Raw genomic sequence first — 18,093 nt, forward strand, 5'->3', positions numbered from 1 at the left:
TACTGATTACTCGGGAATCCCCAATGTTAAAAACTGTCCAACTTGGAGTTTCAGGATCGGCTCCGAGCACCAGGCCCGTGACGGTCGTGCCAGCGCCCTCCGCTACTGCACCCGCCTGCTTTTCGATGTCATCAACTGCGCGATCTAAAGCTCCTACTAAATCGCTGACACTGACAGGTTTATCACCCGCAATTTCGGCGAGCCTCGCGGTTACGGCCTGCGAAGCCACTTCGCCCCCAGCATGCCCGCCCACACCATCGGCAACCGCAAAAATAGGCGGCGCGACCACATAGCTGTCTTGATTACTTTCCCGTCGCAGCCCTACGTTGGTGAGCGCATGCCAAGAGAGCTCCACAGTAACATTATTGTCTGTGGGATACAGCAGCAGCTGCCGCTGAGCGTTCTCACCTTTACTGGTCATAACTCTCTTTTCTTGGGTAACCTAAAGTGGCAACCATGCTATTTTAGCCTATCTCGTAGCAGCCTTTAACCCTGCGGGAATATGTGCATTGTGGATCACAACACGAACATTATTTTGCCTCCGGGTTGCGGCAGAACTTCGATGCCATTGTCTGCCACCCACTGCAACAGCTCTGCGATGGTGCTACACTCCGGTTCGGCGAGTGCCAGCTGGCGTACCAAGCGGCCTTTGCCGGCCTTGTTGAAGTGATTGAGGGCTTTCAGGGAGCCGTCTGCTTGACGGCTTACAAAATCTGGCCGTATCACTGTGGCGGCCGTGCACGGAGCAAGCGAAGCGTAGTCGTTGCTACGCAAGTCAAGGATTACCCCAAAGTCGTCCCAAGCAAAATCTGCGTAGCAGCTATTCCAGTGTTTTTTGAGCGTGGTTCCGAGCTCCGGAAGGCTGCTACCAGCTGAGAGGCGATAATTGGCGATGAGCTCCCCTGCCCCGAGCATTCCGTAGAGCGCTGATTGCACTGCCGTATGTTCGTGTAGCCACTGTCGCGCCGTAATTGGCAAACTGAGATAGTCGAGCGCGTCATAAAGCACTCCGGTGTAAATAGCTGCTGCTGGCAGCCGAGTCGCGCTACCAACGTTGAGGTTAGCTGCAAATGCTGCCTGGGCTTTGGCTCCGGGCCGCAGCTTCAAGCTTTTGTGTGCTTTCTCATCTGCAGCTGCGCTGAGCTGCTGCAATGCGGTTAGCACCTGCTGCGCAGCATGTTCCCGCTCATGGGTGGCGAGTTGGCGAATGCTAGGCTGCTGTATTGAGGTTACGATGACAGACCCCGTTGCTGCAGCTGTGCTCGCGATTTCGAGCAGCTGTTGCGACTGTGCGGCAGTGAGTTCTTCCGGGTCGCGTTTGGTCTCTGACGGCGGCAAAAGTACGAGCATTTTCCTATTTTCTATGGGTGTAAAAAACCGTTGCCGTCAGGTTTCCCTGACGGCAACGGTTTGGTGTCTTAAGCGACTAGCGTAGCTTGCCCTGCTACTACCTGAACTTCATTGTGATCCACAGAGAAGAATCCTCCCTCAGCGTTCACAATAATTTTCTGGTTGTCAGGGGTTGTAACACGCACCTCGCCCTCTGCTAGCAGTGCGAGCAGCGGCTCGTGCCCTGCGAGGATACCAATCTCACCCTCGCTGGTCTTTGCGGTTACCTGCTTCGCTTCACCAGCCCAGATCTTACGATCGGCTGAAACTACGCAGACATTTAGCAGAGCCATGATTTAGCCGTTTTCTTTCTGGATCTTTGCCCACTTCTCTTCAACGTCAGAGATGCCACCAACGTTAAAGAATGCCTGCTCTGCAACGTGGTCGAATTCGCCCTTGCAGATAGCGTCGAAGGATTCGATGGTTTCTTTCAGTGGCACGGTAGAACCCTCAACACCGGTGAATTTTTTCGCCATGTAGGTGTTCTGTGACAGGAACTGTTCCAGGCGGCGGGCGCGTGCAACAGTAATCTTGTCTTCTTCTGAGAGCTCGTCAACACCGAGAATCGCGATGATTTCCTGCAGCTCTTTGTTTTTCTGCAGAATCTGCTTCACGGTGGTAGCTACACGGTAGTGATCCTCGCCCAAGTAGCGTGGATCCATGATACGGCTGGTTGAAGCCAGTGGATCAATCGCTGGGTACAAACCCTTAGACGCGATTTCACGAGACAGCTCGGTGGTTGCGTCAAGGTGAGCGAAGGTGGTTGCCGGAGCTGGGTCAGTGTAGTCGTCCGCAGGAACGTAAATCGCCTGCAGCGAGGTGATTGAGTGACCACGAGTGGAGGTAATGCGCTCTTGCAGGATACCCATTTCGTCTGCCAGGTTTGGCTGGTAGCCTACCGCAGATGGCATACGGCCGAGCAGGGTTGAAACTTCTGAGCCTGCCTGAGTAAAACGGAAGATGTTGTCGATGAACAACAGCACGTCCTGCTTCTGCACATCACGGAAGTACTCCGCCATGGTCAGTGCTGAAAGCGCAACACGTAGACGAGTCCCTGGCGGCTCGTCCATCTGGCCGAACACAAGCGCGGTCTTGTCGAACACACCTGCGTCTTCCATTTCGTGGATCAAGTCGTTACCCTCACGGGTACGCTCACCAACACCAGCGAACACAGACACGCCACCGTGATCCTGCGCCACACGCTGAATCATTTCCTGAATCAGAACGGTTTTACCAACGCCCGCACCACCGAACAGGCCAATCTTACCGCCCTGCACGTATGGGGTCAGCAAGTCGATTGATTTGATACCGGTTTCGAACAGCTGAGTTTTTGACTCCAGTTGGTCGAAGGCAGGCGGTTCGCGGTGGATGCTCCAACGCTCGGTTGCGTGGAAGGTCTCCCCGTCGGCGAGGTTCAGCACATCACCGGTTACGTTGAACACTTTACCCTTGGTGACGTCACCGACAGGCACGGTGATTGAGTCACCGGTGTCAATTACTTCCTGACCGCGTACCAGGCCGTCAGTTGGCTTCAGGGCAATTGCGCGCACCAGGTTGTCACCAAGGTGCTGTGCAACCTCAAGCACGAGGGTGAATTTATCCTGGCCTTCGCCCAGGCTCACCTCGGTCTTGAGCGCGTTGTATACTGCTGGAATCGCGTCGTGCGGGAATTCGATGTCGACGACGGGACCAGTTACGCGGGCAATACGACCCACGGTTGGGGTCTGCTCTGCAGTAGTAGTCATCAGTTCTCTTTCTTAGTGGGCTTATGACAGCGCGTCAGCGCCGCCGACGATCTCAGAAATCTGCTGAGTGATTTCCGCCTGGCGCGCATTGTTCGCAAGACGGGTGTAATCACGAATCAGGGCATCAGCGTTATCGGTAGCAGACTTCATTGCTTTCTGGGTCGCAGCGTGCTTCGCTGCGGCTGATTCCAGCAGAGCGTTGAAGATACGTGCTTCGATGTACGCTGGCAGCAGTTTATCCAAAACTGTGTTTGCGTCTGGCTCAAAGGCATACAGTGGATCAAGTCCCGTGTTGCCTGCTTCCGGTGCGGTTACCAGCTCAAGTGGCAGCACCCGCAGCACCTCTGGCAGCTGACTCACCATGCTCACCAGACGGTTGCACACCAGGTGAATTTCCTGCACCCCGCCGTCAGCTGGATCTGCTGCGTATGCTGCGAGCAGTTCATCGCTGATTTCTTTCGCGGTTTCAAAGCTTGGGGTATCGGTGTCGCCAATCCAGGTGCGCACTGCGGTGCGCCCACGGAAGTTGAAGTAACCAACAGCCTTGCGGCCAATCAGGTAGTAAACTACCTCTTTGCCCTCAGCTTGCAAAAGCTCTGCAAGCTGCTCAGCTTCACGCAGCACCTGTGAGTTAAATGCACCTGCTAGGCCACGGTCAGAGCTGTAAATCACAACCGCAGCGCGGGTGATGTTTTTAGCCTCGGTAACCAGCGGGTGGTCCTGATTCGAGTGAGCGGCAACGGCTGACACTGCGCGGGTAATCGCATCCTTGTAAGGAGTTGAGGCTTCTACACGAGCCTTTGCCTTCTGGATACGAGAGGCCGCGATGAGTTCCATCGCACGGGTAATCTTCTTGGTCGTCTGCGCAGAACGAATTTTCTGCCGATAGACCCGAAGTTGCGCTCCCATGTCTCTCCTGTGCTTCTTGGTGTTTGCGGGAGAGGGTCACCCCTCTCCCTCGCAAACTACTTCTTGTTTACAACCAGCTGATCCTGTTTGACTTCGTCTTTATCAAGTGCGTCAAACTGCTCGTTCAGAGCGTGACCTGCTGAGGTGCGGAACTCGGTCTTGAAACGATCAATCTGCGCCGCAATCTCTGCCACGGTGTCATCGTCAAGCACGTTAGTTTCACGCAGCGTGGTCAGGGCATTTGAGTTACGGCCCAGGTAGTCCAAGAACTCACGCTCAAAGCGCAGGATGTCTTCTACCGGAACGTCATCAAGCTTGCCGTTGGTGCCGGCCCAAACTGAAACTACCTGCTCTTCAACCGGGTACGGGGTGTACTGTGGCTGCTTCAGCAGCTCAGTCAAACGTGCACCACGCTCCAGCTGACGACGGCTCGCAGCGTCAAGGTCAGATGCGAACATAGCGAACGCCTCCAGCGCACGGTACTGCGCGAGCTCCAGTTTCAAGGTACCTGAAACCTTCTTGATTGACTTCACCTGTGCGTCACCGCCAACACGTGACACGGAAATACCCACGTCAACAGCTGGGCGCTGGTTTGAGTTGAACAGGTCTGACTGCAGGAAGATCTGACCGTCGGTGATAGAGATCACGTTGGTCGGAATGTATGCAGAAACGTCGTTTGCCTTGGTCTCGATGATTGGCAGACCGGTCATTGAGCCGCCGCCGAGCTCATCAGAGAGCTTTGCACAGCGTTCCAGCAGGCGGGAGTGCAGGTAGAACACGTCACCTGGGTATGCCTCACGTCCTGGTGGACGACGCAGCAACAGTGACACCGCACGGTATGCCTCGGCCTGCTTTGACAGGTCATCGAAGATTACCAGCACGTGCTTGCCGGCATACATCCAGTGCTGCCCGATTGCAGAACCGGTGTATGGCGCCAGGTATTTGAAGCCTGCTGGGTCAGATGCTGGTGACGCCACGATGGTGGTATACTCCATTGCCCCTGCGTCTTCCAGAGCGCCCTTCACAGCTGCGATGGTTGAACCCTTCTGACCAATCGCAACGTAGATGCAGCGTACCTGCTTGTTTGGATCGCCGCTCTCCCAGTTAGCCTTCTGGTTGATGATGGTGTCGATCGCGATTGCGGTTTTACCGGTCTGCCGGTCGCCAATGATCAGCTGACGCTGACCACGACCAACAGGAATCATCGCGTCAATAGCTTTGATACCGGTCTGCAGTGGCTCATGCACGCTCTTACGCTGCATTACGCCAGGTGCCTGCAACTCTAGCGCGCGGCGCCCTTCGATGCCCGTGATTTCGCCCAGGCCATCGATTGGGTTACCGAGCGGATCAACAACGCGCCCTAGGTAGCCCTCACCAACCGGCACAGAAAGCACCTCGCCGGTGCGAGTAACCTGCTGGCCCTCTTCAATACCAGTGAAGTCGCCGAGCACAACAACACCGAGTTCGTTCTCCTCAAGGTTCTGAGCAAGGCCCAGGGTGCCGTCAGCGAAGCGTACCAGCTCGTTAGCCATTACGTTCGGAAGGCCTTCTACGTGCGCAATGCCGTCAGCAGCGTCAACAACGGTGCCAACTTCAGTTGCCTCAGCAGCTGCGGGCTCGTAAGACGCAGCGAATTCTTTCAGCGCGTCACGAATCTCATCAGGGCTGATGGAAAGTTCTGCCATTTCGTTTCCTCTGTCTCGACCGGATTTCCGGATCGTGGTAGTGCTGCCTTAACCGGCGAGCTGAAGTCTTAGGTCGTTAAGTCGCGCACTCACAGAACCGTCGATAATTTCATCGGCGATTTTCACACGCAACCCGCCAACCAGTGTCGGATCAATTACTGTGCTGATTTTCACTGGGCGTCCAGCGACACGGCTCAGTGCCTGTCGCAGTCGCTCCGCGCGCTGCTGGTCAAGCGGTGCCACCACGGTTACTTCCGCGAGTGCGTACCCTGCCTGATCTGCTGCCACGGTTGCTGCTTCCCGCAGCGCTGGGCTGGGTCGGCCGCTTGCTGGGTTGGCAATAAGGTGCTGCACAATTGCCAGAGCGGTCCCAGAAATTTTATCAGCAAACAGTGTCTTAACAGCTGCTGTTTTCTGCTGTGGCTCAGCGAGTTTGCTGCCCAAGCTCAGTTCTAGTTCGTGGCTGGTGTCAATTGCGTTTGCAACGCTTACCAGCTCCTCATCTAGACCTGGGTTGGTGGCAGCCGCGGCACGGATACCGAGGGCCTGCAAGCCAGAGATGAATTCAGCAACGTTTGACCAGCGCTGTGAGGCAGCGGTCGCAATAATATTGCGGGCGCCGCCGGTGAGGCTCTTGAAAACTGTGTTTGCAAGAGCCACTTTAGCCTCGGCTGGTGCTTGTTCTGTTAAGGCTGTTGCAAGCTGCGGAGTTTTCTGCAATTGCGCTGCTACGTTCAGCAGCTCAATCGCAACGCCCTCTGCGACCGGGCTTGCTAACAGCTTTGTGACATTAGCTAGTGCTTCGCGTGATGCGCTTCCCATTAGTTGGCTACCGTCTCGCTCTTCTCAAGATCTGCCAAGAAACGATCAACCAGTGCGTTTGCCTTTGCCTCATCTGTCAGTGATTCACCAACAACGCGTGAAGCCAGGTCAATCGCCAGGCTGCCAACCTCTTTGCGGAGGCCAACAACGGCTGCTTGACGCTCAGCGCCGATCTGATCTTTCGCTGCCTGCACAACGCGCGCCTGCTCAGCAACCGCGTCTTCCTTCGCCTGTGCCACAATCTTGTTGGCATCCTGGCGAGCTGCTTCGCGGATTTCACCAGCCTCAGCGCGGGCGGTTGCCAGCTGGGCGGTGTACTCCTGCAGGGCAGCTTCAGCTTTTGCCTGAGCTTCATCAGCTTTGGCGATGTTACCTTCGATTGCTGCTGCACGCTCATCTAGCAGCTGCTGCATTTTCGGCAGCACCTTCCGCCAGAACACGAGCAACACGATAACGAAGCAGACCGCTGACCAAATAATGTCGTAACTCGCTGGCAGAATCAGGCTGCCAGATGCAGCAGATACTGGCTCTGCCACAGTCGCGATTAGTGTGTTAGTCATGCTTGTCCCTTTCGAGACCTATAGGTTGTCTGCTTAGTTTGCGAAGATGAATGGGGTTGCGATACCGATGAACGCAAGCGCCTCGGCGAACGCGATACCGATGAACATAGTCACCTGCAGACGGCCAGCCATTTCTGGCTGGCGAGCCATAGCTTCAACGGTCTTGCCTACGATGAGGCCTACACCGATTGCTGGGCCAATAGCTGCGAGGCCGTAGCCTACGGTTGCAATGTTGCCTGAGATTTCAGCTAGAACTGACACGTTTAGTGTTTCCTTCCGGTTAAAAGCGTAGCTTGTGCTGCGCCTGTGGTTTAGTGTTCGTCTGCCAGCGCTAGCTGGATGTAGACGGTGGTCAAAACTGTAAATACGTATGCCTGCAGCACTGCCACCATCATCTCAAAGAGGGTGAATACCAGCGCAAACAGCAGGGTACCAACGCCGAGGCCCTTCATCAGGCCTGCGCCCTCAAGGATGAAGAAGTGAGTTGCGGCGAAGAGTAGCACCAGCAAGAGGTGACCTACGACCATGTTCATCAAAAGACGCAGTGTCAGAGTGATTGGACGGATCACGAAGGTTGAGAGGAACTCAATCGGGGTCACGATAGGGTACAGCCACACCGGCACCCCTGGTGGGAACAGTGCGTTGCGGAAGAAGCCCGCTGGGTTTTTCTTCACACCGGCGTAGATGAACGCGATGTAAGCAACAACCGCCATTACCAGTGGGAAGCCGATAACAGACGAACCACCGATGTTCAGGAATGGAATAATGCCGGTGATGTTAAAAGCGAAGATGAGGAAGAACATCGTAGTCAAGAGCGGCAAGAAGCGCTTGCCGTCTTTTTTACCGAGCATTTCTTCGGCGATGTTTACCCGCACGAAGTCGAGACCCATCTCAATGATTGACTGCCCACGGCTTGGAACCAGGCGGAGATTACGAGTGCCAAGCCAGAAAACCACGACCACGAGCACAGTCATTAGGATACGGATGAGCATGATGCGGTTCATCTCAAACGGGGTGCCTACGAAGAAAATACCCTCAGGGAAGAACTCATCTAGGCTCGGACCGTGGAAGCCACCTTCATCTGCAGCGATGAATGCCCCATTCACCAGTTGCATAGCGTTAGCAAACAGTGTTATCTCCTTCTTCCCGTGCGATGAATCGCAAGATGCGGATCGTGCCTAGCGGGCGGCATTTTGCCCAGCTTTAGGCATAGTTTACGTTAATAATACCAATGACTTCGCCAGAGTCACAATCTCGAAACACGAAAAAATCCTATTCATGCAGCTGAACATCACTGGCAGCCGGAATTTTGTTTCGCAGCAACACGAATAAATCGAGTGCTAGTGACAAAATTACGCCCGCAATCAGAGCAATGAAAACAATCTGTGGCTCCACCCAGGTTGCATCACGCACGATGAACACAATCATCAAAAACAGCACCATTTTCAGCAGCAACGCCCCGAGCACAGTGGCGAAGAAAATTTGCACATATAGCGGGTTGGCAATTTGCCTGTTCGCAATCACAATGCTCAGCGCGGAAAGCATCATAAAAACTCCCCCAATCACCGCGCCAAGCAGAGCACTGATGAGCCCGAGCTGTCCCGCAACCAAAAAACCAACAAGCGCAGCAACCGCAGCGAGTGTGACGGTCATCACCGTGCTCGCGAGCAGCATCTTCTTAAAAATCGCTTGCGATGCTGGCATCCGCACCTCCGTTAGTGGCTGCTGCATCTGGCTGTGCTGGGTCACTGCTGCTCCTTGGGTGATGTTGGCGTGCGTTAAACTTTTGCTTCAAACTGTCGGCAGCACTCGGGCGAGTGCGCGGCTAGGGCTATTGTACTAGCTGTGGCTGATCCACACCCCGCTATTTCTTGTGATACACCCACAGGCCGCGCCGCTGCAACACATCTCGCGCCTTAGCTGCGGGCACCAGGGTGACAAGGAGGCAGATAAACGCTCCCGACACAAACACCATCAGCGGAATCCAATAACTCTGCAGTAGGAATACCAGGAGGCAACTGGTTGCCGCGATCGCCGTCCAGAAATAGTAGATAAAAACCACCTGCACCACACTGTGACCGTAATCAAGGAGACGATGATGCAGGTGTTTGCGATCCGGCGAGAACGGGCTTTTACCAGCGAGCAACCGGCGGAACACCGCAAGAATCATATCCGCAAACGGGAATGCCAACAGAATAATCGGCAGAATAATCGGAATATAGCCGGCAAAAACCAGTTTCTGATCTAGCGTTGCCGGATTTAACTGGCCCGTCACCGTAATCGTCGAGGTCGCAAGCATAATCCCCAGCAGTAAAGCACCGGTGTCACCCATGAAAAGCTTGGCGACGTGCCAATTCCAAGGCAAAAACCCGAGGCAAATACCGAATAGTACCGTGGCTATTAACGCAGCGAAAGTAATCGCGCTGCTCTGCCCTGTCTGCGCCGCCAAAATTTGCGTGTAAACGAAGAAAAACCCGCTAGCTATGAGCGTGAAGCCTGCTGCTAGCCCATCGAGGCCATCGATGAAATTTAGTGCGTTCATAACGCCAACCAGTAGCACTACGGTTAACAGCATACTTACCGTGGGTGAGGTCACAAACAGGGTGTTACCGATTGGCAGCGAGAAAATATGCACCCCCTGCCATGACAACACCACCGCAGCGAGCAACTGCGCAATCAGCTTCACAGACCAAGTGATATCGCGCAAATCATCAACAATTCCGGTGAACGCGATAATCGTGATTGCCAACAAAGTTGTAATCACGGTATTTTCGCTGTGAATCGCATCGCGCAGCCCTGGCACAAAATACGCCACAGTGAAAGCGGCAATAATCCCGCCGTACATCGCAACTCCGCCCAAGCGTGGTGTTGCATGCTTGTGCACGTCTCGCTCTCGCACCGCAGCGAACAGCTGCTTTTTACGGGCAAAACGCAGCACCACGGCGCACCCGAAGAAGGTCACAACCGCAGCCACCAGCGCAATCAGGGCAAAATTTAGCATTATTCCTCAATGGTTGCGTCAGGCAACACTGCTGCAAGCTGCTCCTTGGAAATAACCCCTGCGCGCAGCACCCGAATAATGCCATCAGGACCGCTCAACCGCGTCACATCAAGAATCGTAGAAGCGGTGCCGTCGCCACTCACGGGCCCGCCGTCAAGGTAAACCTGTACACTGTCCTGCAGCATTTTTTGTGCTCCGGCGACATCGGTTGCAGCGGCTAAACCATGCAGATTGGCCGAAGAGACAGCGAGCGGCCCGGTGTCTTGCAGCAGCTCCAGTGCAATCTGGTGATTCGGCATCCGCAGCGCAACGGTGCCGCGAGTTTCGCCCAAATCCCAGCTCAGCGAGGGCTGGGCTAGCATCACGAGAGTGAGCGGCCCAGGCCAGAATGCTTCCACCAGCTGCATCACAGCTTCGCTAACCTCAGCAGCCAACGCCATCAGTGCTGCAGTGCTGCCAATCAACACTGGCGGTGGCGACTGTCTGGTACGGCCCTTTGCCACAATCAGTCGGTTCACCGCTGCGGGGTTAAAGGCGTCAGCGGCGATTCCGTAAACCGTGTCGGTAGGGAAAACCACCAGTTCCCCCTGCCCGATTGCTGCTTTCGCGGCGCGGAAGCCCGGCAGCAGCGTGGCGGTGTCTTGGCAGTCGTAAACTTCTGGCATGGCTAAAATTTTACCCTGGCAAGCTGCGCTGTTGGTAAACACCGACGGTGAAACGCGGGCGGGAGGTTAAATCAGGAACGGTATCCACAGCGGTAAACCCAACACGCTGCAGCATCGCCGCAATCTCTGAGCCCTGTGCTTCGGTGTGCTCGATACCGCAGAACGCGCCAGGAGCCGCCAGATAGCCGAACAGCGGCACCAACCAGCGCAGCAGCTCCAACCCGTCAGCGCCCGAGTACAGGGCGAGCTCCGGGTCATAGTCACGCACCTCGGGCGTTTCTGGCACCGCCGAGCGCGGCACATAGGGCGGATTGGAAACCAGCACGTCCAGGCTCCCGGCGTGCGTCTTAAACCACTGCATCGTGGTGTCACTAACCGGGGGCAGATTGGTGAGGGTGGATCCGGCCAACGGCCGCAGCCCGAGCTGGTGCGCCGCGGCGGCGAGATCCACCTGTAGCAGAGTGGTTTCTAGCTTCAGCTCCTGTTTGTTTCGCTGCAGCCATGAAAAAGCGGCGGGAGATTTTTCAAGGGCAGTGACAGTGCTACCCGGCGAGTGGCGTTGCAGCGCGAAGGCGAGGGCACCGCTGCCGGCGCAGAAATCAGCAATTTTAGGGGCACCTGCACCGCAATAGCGATTGAGGTGATTGAGTGCCAACTCGGCCAACAACTCAGTTTCGGGACGCGGCACGAAGACTCCCGGCCCTACCGCCAGCGGCAGACCATAAAAATATGCGTACCCGAGAATATGCTGCAGTGGCTCCCGCTTCAGCCGTCGATGTAACAGCGGCGCGAATGTAGCCTGCTGCTCCGGGGTAATAGTTCGTTGCAGCACAGCCGCGGCCTGAACCTCACCGCGCGACAGCCCCAGCACGTGGCCCCACAGCAGCTGGGCCTCAGCCACCGGTCTCGCTACGCCCGCTGCCGCCATGCTGAGTTCTGCCTGTCGCAGCAGCTCAGGCAAAGGCAGAGCACGCGACGAAGTGTCTGGTTGAGAGTTGCTGTTCATCAGCTTAACTCTACAGCGCACCGCTAACCGCCGCACCCCAAAACTAAACATAACTAAAATTGAATTATTTAATAACTTTTTGCTATTATTGCATTGTTGTAAAAAAGATGTGGAGAAATATGTCACGCGAATACCCAAATATCACCGCCGCCTTCGGCAAAACCCCGCTGGTCAAAATCAACCGCCTCACCGCTGACACCAAGGCTGAAGTTTACGCCAAGCTAGAGTTCTACAACCCGGCAGGCAGCGTTAAAGACCGCATCGGTGTTGCGATTGTTGACGCCGCAGAGGCATCCGGAGAGCTGCAGCCAGGCGGCACCATCGTAGAGGGCACCAGCGGCAACACCGGCATCGCGCTCGCGATGGTCGGCGCCGCCCGCGGCTACCAAGTGATCCTCACCATGCCCGAAACGATGAGCGTTGAGCGTCGCAAACTCCTGCGCGCCTACGGCGCACAGATTGTGTTAACCCCGGGCAGCGAGGGCATGCGAGGCGCCGTCGCCAAAGCACACGAGATTGCCACTAACACCCCCGGGGCGATCCTCGCAAGCCAGTTCGCAAACGGCGCCAACCCTGAGGTACACCGCAACACTACCGGCCCAGAAATCTGGGAAGACACAGCCGGTACCGTAGACATTTTTGTAGCGGGGATCGGCACCGGCGGCACTATCACCGGCACCGGACAGTATCTGAAAGAGCAAAAACCCGATGTACAGGTGATTGCGGTGGAGCCTGCAGACTCTCCGCTGCTGACAACCGGAACCCCTGGGCCGCATAAAATTCAGGGGCTCGGCGCAAACTTTGTACCTGAAATTCTTGACCGTGATGTTTACGATGAGGTGCTTGATGTGACCCTTGAAGAAGCTCTCACAACCGGGCGTAATCTGGGCACCCAGGAGGGTATCCTAGCCGGAATTTCTGGTGGAGCAGCGATGGCGGCAGCACTGCAGGTGGCGCAACGCGAAGAAAATGCTGGAAAAAAGATCGTGGTTGTGATTCCGGATTTCGGTGAGCGCTACTTCTCAACCGTGCTCTACGAGCACCTAGATGTTTAAGGTAGCCCCTGTCTGCTTGTACAGTATGGGTTGGTGGCTTGATATGAGCCACCAACCCATATAATCGTTTAAGAAATTATGTGCAAAACAATACTCGAAGATATTCGCAATGTACAGCAGCTGGATCCAGCTGCCCGCGGCAAAATCAGTGTTTTCCTGACTTATTCTGGGCTACACGCAGTGTGGGCGCATCGCCTCAACCACTGGCTCTGGCAGCGCAAGCTGTTCAGTTTAGCCCGTGCCAACAGTCAATTCGTACGGTTTCTGACCGGGATTGAGATCCACCCCGGAGCAAAACTTGGCAAACGCCTGTTTATTGACCACGGCTCCGGTGTGGTTATAGGTGAAACCGCGGTTGTGGGCGACGACGTCACCATCTATCATGGAGTCACCCTGGGCGGCACTGGCCTCAATCCGGGCAAGCGCCACCCCACCATCGGCGACCGTGTTATCATCGGTGCCGGCGCCAAGGTGCTCGGGAATATTACTGTTGGCGCAGACAGCGCTATAGGGGCAAACGCAGTTGTTGTGCACAGCGCACCGGAGTGGACAACCCTCACCGGCATCCCGGCACGGCAGCGCCCACGCCGCGGTGCCCCACAGCCGGAGTTGCCACACAACGCCGACTGCTACGTTATTTAAGGCGACGGCCGCGTAAACAGCCACGGCCACTCGACGGTCAGCCGTCGTATCCGTAATATTCGCTCTGCTTGGCGCGATCCAAGCGCCTTTGCAGCGCTCGCTTAGCCTTCGGGAACTCATAAAGGATACCAGCAACTGCCAAGCCCCAGAATACAAACTGCAACGACATTGCAACCCTAAACGCATCCCAGCTGTAGCTTTCCGGGGTGCCAGCACCCTGCAAGTCAAGCAGCATTCCAATGCCAAACAGCAGCCCCAAAGCCGCAGTGAATGACCCGGTGTTGATAATCCCACTTGCCATACCAATCTGGTTGCGATGCACATGAGTGCGCACAATATCGAAGCCAATCATGCAGGTCGGCCCCCCAATTGCGAGCACCACCGACATCACCACCAGCAGCCACAGCGGCGGCTGCCCTCCTGGCCAAACTAGCACTGCAAACCAAACCAGCGCCAGCGTCACAATATACCCCACAGTGAAATTGATGCGGTGTCTCTTGTAACGCGCCTGCAACGGCCCGATAACCAAGCCGCCACCAATCGCGGCAAGCACAGTCAAAGTAAGTAGCGAGGCAGCAGCGGTGCCATCAAGCCCAACTCCTCCGGTGAGAAAAGCGTTACCCCACAGCAACACGTAACAGTGCAACGCACCCGCAGTGCCAAAATGTACCCAGTAACCTAGACGTACACCGGGGCGACGCAACAACGACTTGAAAGCGTTGAAGATACCTGATCCACCTGGCCCCACAATTGGAATCGCGGTTGTAGGGGGCGAGATGTGCCCGATTGGAGAATCCCACAGTTGCGGCGTTTCTGCCCCGGAAGCTGTTTTTTTAACCTGTGCAGAGCGCGCGCCAAAGAGCTGTTGCACCACGGTTTTGGAACTCACATTATCCCGCAGTACAAAAGCTGCCAGTACCGTACCTGCAAAGGTCGCTAATGCCAGCACCAAAAAGCCTAAGACCCAGCTGGTGTTGTGCACCAGGTTAGCGAGTGGAATCACCGCAATTACTTGGCCGAGAGCACCCAACATCCCGGTAAATTGCGAGACCATCGGCACCACCCGCAGTGGAAACCAATCCGCCACCAAGCGCAGCGCGCCGATAAACAGCCCAGCATCTCCGATTCCCACCAGGATACGAGCTAACACCGCCAGAGACACCTGCGGCGCATACGCCAACAGCAGCTGCCCGCAAGCCATCACGAACAGCCCGCACACAATCACTTTTGTGGCGCCGAAGCGGTCCAGCAAAACCCCAACCGGGATTTGCATCACCACATACACCGCAACCTGCATCACCAGCAGCACCGACAATAGAGTCGCTTCGATCCCGAAATGCAGCTGCGCAGTCGAGCCGAGCCGCGCAAACGAGGTACGGTTGATAATTGCCAAAGCATAAGCCACGATCGCAACCGACCATACGACCCAAACCGCGGCCGTGACTTTTGCTCCGCGCGGCATTAATCTTCCCCGCCGAGATCAGCCAGGCGCGCTTCCTCATCAGCTTTAATACAGCTTTCAATCACAGCGTCGAGAGCGCCATTCATAACCTGATCAAGGTTGTAGGCTTTAAACCCGGTGCGGTGATCAGCGATACGGTTTTCCGGGAAGTTGTAGGTGCGGATCCGCTCCGAGCGATCCATGGTACGAATCTGGCTCTTGCGCTGCGCGCTAGCTTCCGCCTCCGCAGCCTCCTGCTGTGCTGCCAAAAGCCGCGCCCGCAGCACACGCATCGCCGCTTCCCGGTTTTGAATCTGGCTTTTCTCGTTCTGCATCGAGACCACGATACCGGTCGGCAAGTGCGTGATACGCACCGCAGAGTCAGTGGTATTAACCGACTGCCCACCCGGCCCAGAAGAACGGAAAACATCAATCTTCAGATCATTCTGGTTGATTTCGATTTCTTCAGGCTCATCAACCTCTGGGAACACCAGCACCCCGGTTGTGGAAGTGTGGATCCGCCCCTGCGATTCTGTCACCGGCACGCGCTGTACGCGATGCACGCCGCCCTCAAACTTGAGGTGCGCCCACACGCCCTGTGACGGGTCGGTAGCGTTGCTTTTAACCGCAACCTGCACGTTCTTGTAACCACCAAGCTCACTTTCATCGCTCTCCAGCAGCTCAGTCTTCCAGCCTTTACTTGCTGCGTAGTGCAGGTACATCCGCAGCAGGTCAGCCGCGAACAGCGCAGACTCCGCGCCCCCCTCGCCGCCTTTGATCTCAAGAATCACATCGCGCGCATCATCAGGATCCCGTGGAATCAAAAGGCGCCGCACCTTTTCTTGGTTCTCAGCGAGCTCAGCTTCCAGTCGCGGAATTTCTTCCGCGAACATATCGTCCTCCTTCGCCAGCTCTTTGGCCGCCTCCAGGTCTTCTCCGGTCCCCTGCCAGGCTTCATAAGCGGCTTTAATTTTGCTAAGTTCCGCGTAACGCCGATTAACCTTCTTCGCCTGGGCCGGATTGGCATGTAAATCCGGATCCGCCAACTGCTCCTGCAGTTCGCTGTGCTCCTGCAGCAGTGCTGCTACCTGTTCAAACATCAGCTCTCCTACTTTTTAGCGCTCAGTTTCGCTGCGGCAGCAGCTGTTGACTCTGCATTTTCAAGGGTTTCGATGAGCTCAACAGCGGCTGAAACATCACCTTCGCCGGCGCTGTGCTGCGCCATGCGAATCTGCCGCACCTGCTGCGCCAGAGCTGCAGGGTGTGCCGCAGCAGCGACCTTTGCAGAGCTCGACAGCACGTTCACAGCCGGGAACACGCCAAGCTGCGCCAGCTCGCTGTTAAGCTCCAAATTCCAGTTCTGCAGGCGCTGCAGACGTTCCATATCAGCGAACATCCGCACCCCGTAAACACCCGCGTAAACCGCCAACGAACCGCTGTTTTCAAGGTTCCGACTAGCTGCAAAAACATCCACAATCAACTGCATAGTGTATGGATTCATGCCAAAAATCGGACTGGTTTTGGGGTTGTATGTCTGGGTTTCGATAGCGTCGCTGAAGTCTGCCAAAGTGTCTAGCAACAGCACCACATCATGGCCAATTTCAACCAGGCGTTTAGCCCGCTCAAGAGCGAGCTCCACCACCGTGGTGCGATCCTCAGCGCTGCGATCAGCGGCGGCAGCGATTACTTCGCCGTTGATCCGGCGAGCGATCTCGGTGGTCTCCTCTGGGCGTCCGCCGACAGCGACGAACATCAGGTGAGTTTCCGGTGATACTGCCGCGTAGCCTGCCGCAATCTCGAGCAGAGTTGCGGTGACTCCAGATCCAGAAGCGCCGTTTAGCAGGCCCCGCTGCCCGAAAGCCAGCGGCGCAAACATGTCGATAGCGCGGGCGGTTGCAGTGCCTACTGCGTCACCGATGAGCACCGGTGTGTTTGGTGCGATCGGGGTCAGCTCCTCAAACTGTGGCCGCTGCTGGGCCTCTTCTACGGTCGTGCCGTTTACGGCGTCAATCTTCACCAGCGCATTGTACTTCTGCCGGCCTGAACCCTCACCTTCGCGCGGTTTGCGGATCGCACCAACGATCGCGTCACCCTTGCGCAGACCGTGGCGTTTCACCTGGCTCAACGAAACGTAAACATCACTGACACCTGGCAGGTAGCCGCTAGTGCGCACGAAGGCGTAGTTGTCGAGTACATCGAGGATACCGGCGATTGGCAGCAGCACATCTTCTTCAGTAAGTTCTTCGATTTCGTCCGCTCCGCGACGCTTGCGGTCACGCTGGCGTGTACGGCTGCGGCCGCGGGTTTCCTGCGGCTGCTCAGCTGTTGCACCAGCGGCAGTCTCTGCCGTATCGCCACCGTCTGCAGCAGCTTTCTCTTCGCTCGCAGCTGCCTGCTCAGCAGCAGCCTGCTCCACATCAACCTTCCGCGGCCGACCCCGACGCTTCGCCGGAGCCTTAGGAGTCTCAGCATCCGCTGCAACTGCAGCAGCGTCATTACCCGCACTCTCACCGGTTACAACCTCAGCCGGCGCTTCGCTCGCAGCTGCCTGCTCAGCAGCAGCAGCCCGCTCCACATCAACCTTCCGCGGCCGACCCCGACGCTTCGCCGGAGCCTTAGGAGTCTCAGCATCCGCTGCAACTGCAGCAGCGTCATTACCCGCACTCTCACTGCCCCCAACAGCTACCTTATCGCCCACTGGGGTTATGTCAACAGCAGTGTCAGCAGCGCGCTCCGGTGCTGCCGCAGTTGCCGCCGGGGTTTCTCCCTCAGCGGTTTTTTCTGCCTTTTTCCGGGCACGACTAACGCGAGTCTTAGCTGGCTTCTCAGCAGTTACCACGGCCGCAGCAGAGGCTGCGGCACTGTCAGCGCTCTCGCCTAGGGTTGTCGTCACCTCAGTAGCAGTGGCTGCAGCGGTGTCAATCTTGCGTGGCCGGCCCCGGCGCTTTACCGGTGCGGCGCCCTCAGTGGCAGTAGCAGCCGTTGCCGCAGCGTCGCTTGCGGTTACGTCAGCCGCCGCGGTCTCAGCCGCTGCGGTGTCAGCCGCTGCGGTGTCAGCCGCTGCGGTGTCTTTAGTGGTGACCCGGCGAGTTACACGCTTTTTGACTGGCACGGTGCTTTCCGCCGCGGTTTCGGAATTCTGATCCATGATTAATTTATCCTTTCGAGGGCAA

At 56.4% G+C, this 18,093-nt stretch carries 19 protein-coding genes; 2 read left to right on the forward strand and 17 right to left on the reverse strand.

Annotation, left to right across the window (positions count from 1 at the left end; all coding sequences use genetic code 11):
• From F5897_RS07155 to prmC, 14 genes are all read right to left on the reverse strand, one after another.
• A partial coding sequence (locus F5897_RS07155) for a PP2C family protein-serine/threonine phosphatase (RefSeq protein WP_183305021.1) occupies positions 1–421 on the reverse strand: 421 nt, incomplete at its 3' end.
• A gap of 95 nt (positions 422–516) precedes the next feature.
• Positions 517–1,350 (reverse strand): YaaA family protein, encoded by an 834-nt coding sequence (locus tag F5897_RS07160; RefSeq protein ID WP_183305022.1) that lies wholly within the window; start codon positions 1,348–1,350, stop codon positions 517–519.
• 68 nt (positions 1,351–1,418) lie between these two features.
• Positions 1,419–1,682: a F0F1 ATP synthase subunit epsilon gene (locus F5897_RS07165; RefSeq protein WP_124824399.1), complete on the reverse strand. Its 264-nt coding sequence runs from the start codon at positions 1,680–1,682 to the stop codon at positions 1,419–1,421.
• Positions 1,683–1,685: 3 nt separating this feature from the next.
• Positions 1,686–3,134, reverse strand: coding sequence for a F0F1 ATP synthase subunit beta (gene atpD, locus F5897_RS07170; RefSeq protein WP_124824400.1), 1,449 nt, complete (start codon positions 3,132–3,134; stop codon positions 1,686–1,688).
• A 21-nt stretch (positions 3,135–3,155) separates the two neighbouring features.
• Positions 3,156–4,043, reverse strand: a complete 888-nt coding sequence (locus tag F5897_RS07175; protein WP_124824401.1) for a F0F1 ATP synthase subunit gamma — start codon at positions 4,041–4,043, stop codon at positions 3,156–3,158.
• 56 nt (positions 4,044–4,099) lie between these two features.
• Positions 4,100–5,728, reverse strand: a complete 1,629-nt coding sequence (atpA, locus tag F5897_RS07180; protein WP_183305023.1) for a F0F1 ATP synthase subunit alpha — start codon at positions 5,726–5,728, stop codon at positions 4,100–4,102.
• A 48-nt stretch (positions 5,729–5,776) separates the two neighbouring features.
• Positions 5,777–6,550 (reverse strand): ATP synthase F1 subunit delta, encoded by a 774-nt coding sequence (gene atpH, locus F5897_RS07185; protein ID WP_183305024.1) that lies wholly within the window; start codon positions 6,548–6,550, stop codon positions 5,777–5,779.
• Positions 6,550–7,110, reverse strand: coding sequence for a F0F1 ATP synthase subunit B (locus tag F5897_RS07190; protein ID WP_124824404.1), 561 nt, complete (start codon positions 7,108–7,110; stop codon positions 6,550–6,552). Before F5897_RS07190 ends, atpH begins: the two co-directional genes overlap by 1 nt.
• 33 nt (positions 7,111–7,143) lie before the next feature.
• Positions 7,144–7,371, reverse strand: coding sequence for an ATP synthase F0 subunit C (gene atpE / locus F5897_RS07195; RefSeq protein WP_124824405.1), 228 nt, complete (start codon positions 7,369–7,371; stop codon positions 7,144–7,146).
• A gap of 50 nt (positions 7,372–7,421) precedes the next feature.
• Positions 7,422–8,225 (reverse strand): F0F1 ATP synthase subunit A, encoded by an 804-nt coding sequence (gene atpB / locus F5897_RS07200; RefSeq protein WP_124824406.1) that lies wholly within the window; start codon positions 8,223–8,225, stop codon positions 7,422–7,424.
• Positions 8,226–8,382: 157 nt separating this feature from the next.
• The gene (locus F5897_RS07205) at positions 8,383–8,859 is read right to left on the reverse strand and encodes a Cg1360 family ATP-synthase-associated protein (RefSeq protein WP_183305025.1); all 477 of its coding nucleotides are present in this window, start codon (positions 8,857–8,859) and stop codon (positions 8,383–8,385) included.
• A 115-nt stretch (positions 8,860–8,974) separates the two neighbouring features.
• Positions 8,975–10,111: an MraY family glycosyltransferase gene (locus tag F5897_RS07210; RefSeq protein WP_183305026.1), complete on the reverse strand. Its 1,137-nt coding sequence runs from the start codon at positions 10,109–10,111 to the stop codon at positions 8,975–8,977.
• Entirely contained in the window at positions 10,111–10,776 is a 666-nt protein-coding gene (locus F5897_RS07215) for an L-threonylcarbamoyladenylate synthase (RefSeq protein WP_183305027.1), read from the reverse strand. Before F5897_RS07215 ends, F5897_RS07210 begins: the two co-directional genes overlap by 1 nt.
• 10 nt (positions 10,777–10,786) lie before the next feature.
• Complete coding sequence (prmC, locus tag F5897_RS07220) at positions 10,787–11,782, reverse strand: peptide chain release factor N(5)-glutamine methyltransferase (RefSeq protein ID WP_183305028.1); 996 nt, start codon at positions 11,780–11,782, stop codon at positions 10,787–10,789.
• Positions 11,783–11,901: 119 nt separating this feature from the next.
• Here prmC and cysK point away from each other — a divergent pair, with 119 nt between their 5' ends.
• Both cysK and cysE read left to right on the forward strand, forming a co-directional pair.
• Entirely contained in the window at positions 11,902–12,837 is a 936-nt protein-coding gene (gene cysK, locus F5897_RS07225; RefSeq protein WP_183305029.1) for a cysteine synthase A, read from the forward strand.
• Between the two features lie 78 nt (positions 12,838–12,915).
• A complete protein-coding gene (gene cysE, locus F5897_RS07230; RefSeq protein WP_183305030.1) occupies positions 12,916–13,479 on the forward strand; it encodes a serine O-acetyltransferase in 564 nt (187 codons plus the stop codon).
• Between the two features lie 37 nt (positions 13,480–13,516).
• Here the strand turns inward: cysE and F5897_RS07235 are convergent, their stop codons facing one another.
• Genes F5897_RS07235 through F5897_RS07245 form a run of 3 tightly spaced genes read right to left on the reverse strand, consistent with a single transcriptional unit; the run spans position 13,517 to position 18,068 of the window.
• Positions 13,517–14,941, reverse strand: a complete 1,425-nt coding sequence (locus F5897_RS07235) for an MFS transporter (protein ID WP_124824413.1) — start codon at positions 14,939–14,941, stop codon at positions 13,517–13,519.
• Positions 14,941–16,020: a peptide chain release factor 1 gene (prfA, locus tag F5897_RS07240; protein ID WP_183305031.1), complete on the reverse strand. Its 1,080-nt coding sequence runs from the start codon at positions 16,018–16,020 to the stop codon at positions 14,941–14,943. The genes F5897_RS07235 and prfA overlap by 1 nt, the downstream gene beginning before the upstream one ends.
• A gap of 8 nt (positions 16,021–16,028) precedes the next feature.
• On the reverse strand, positions 16,029–18,068 hold the full coding sequence (locus F5897_RS07245) for a hypothetical protein (protein WP_183305032.1): 2,040 nt from the start codon (positions 18,066–18,068) through the stop codon (positions 16,029–16,031).
• Between the last annotated feature and the right edge of the window lie 25 nt (positions 18,069–18,093).

This window comes from Canibacter oris (genome assembly GCF_014197205.1).
Lineage (GTDB): Bacteria > Actinomycetota > Actinomycetes > Actinomycetales > Microbacteriaceae > Canibacter > Canibacter oris.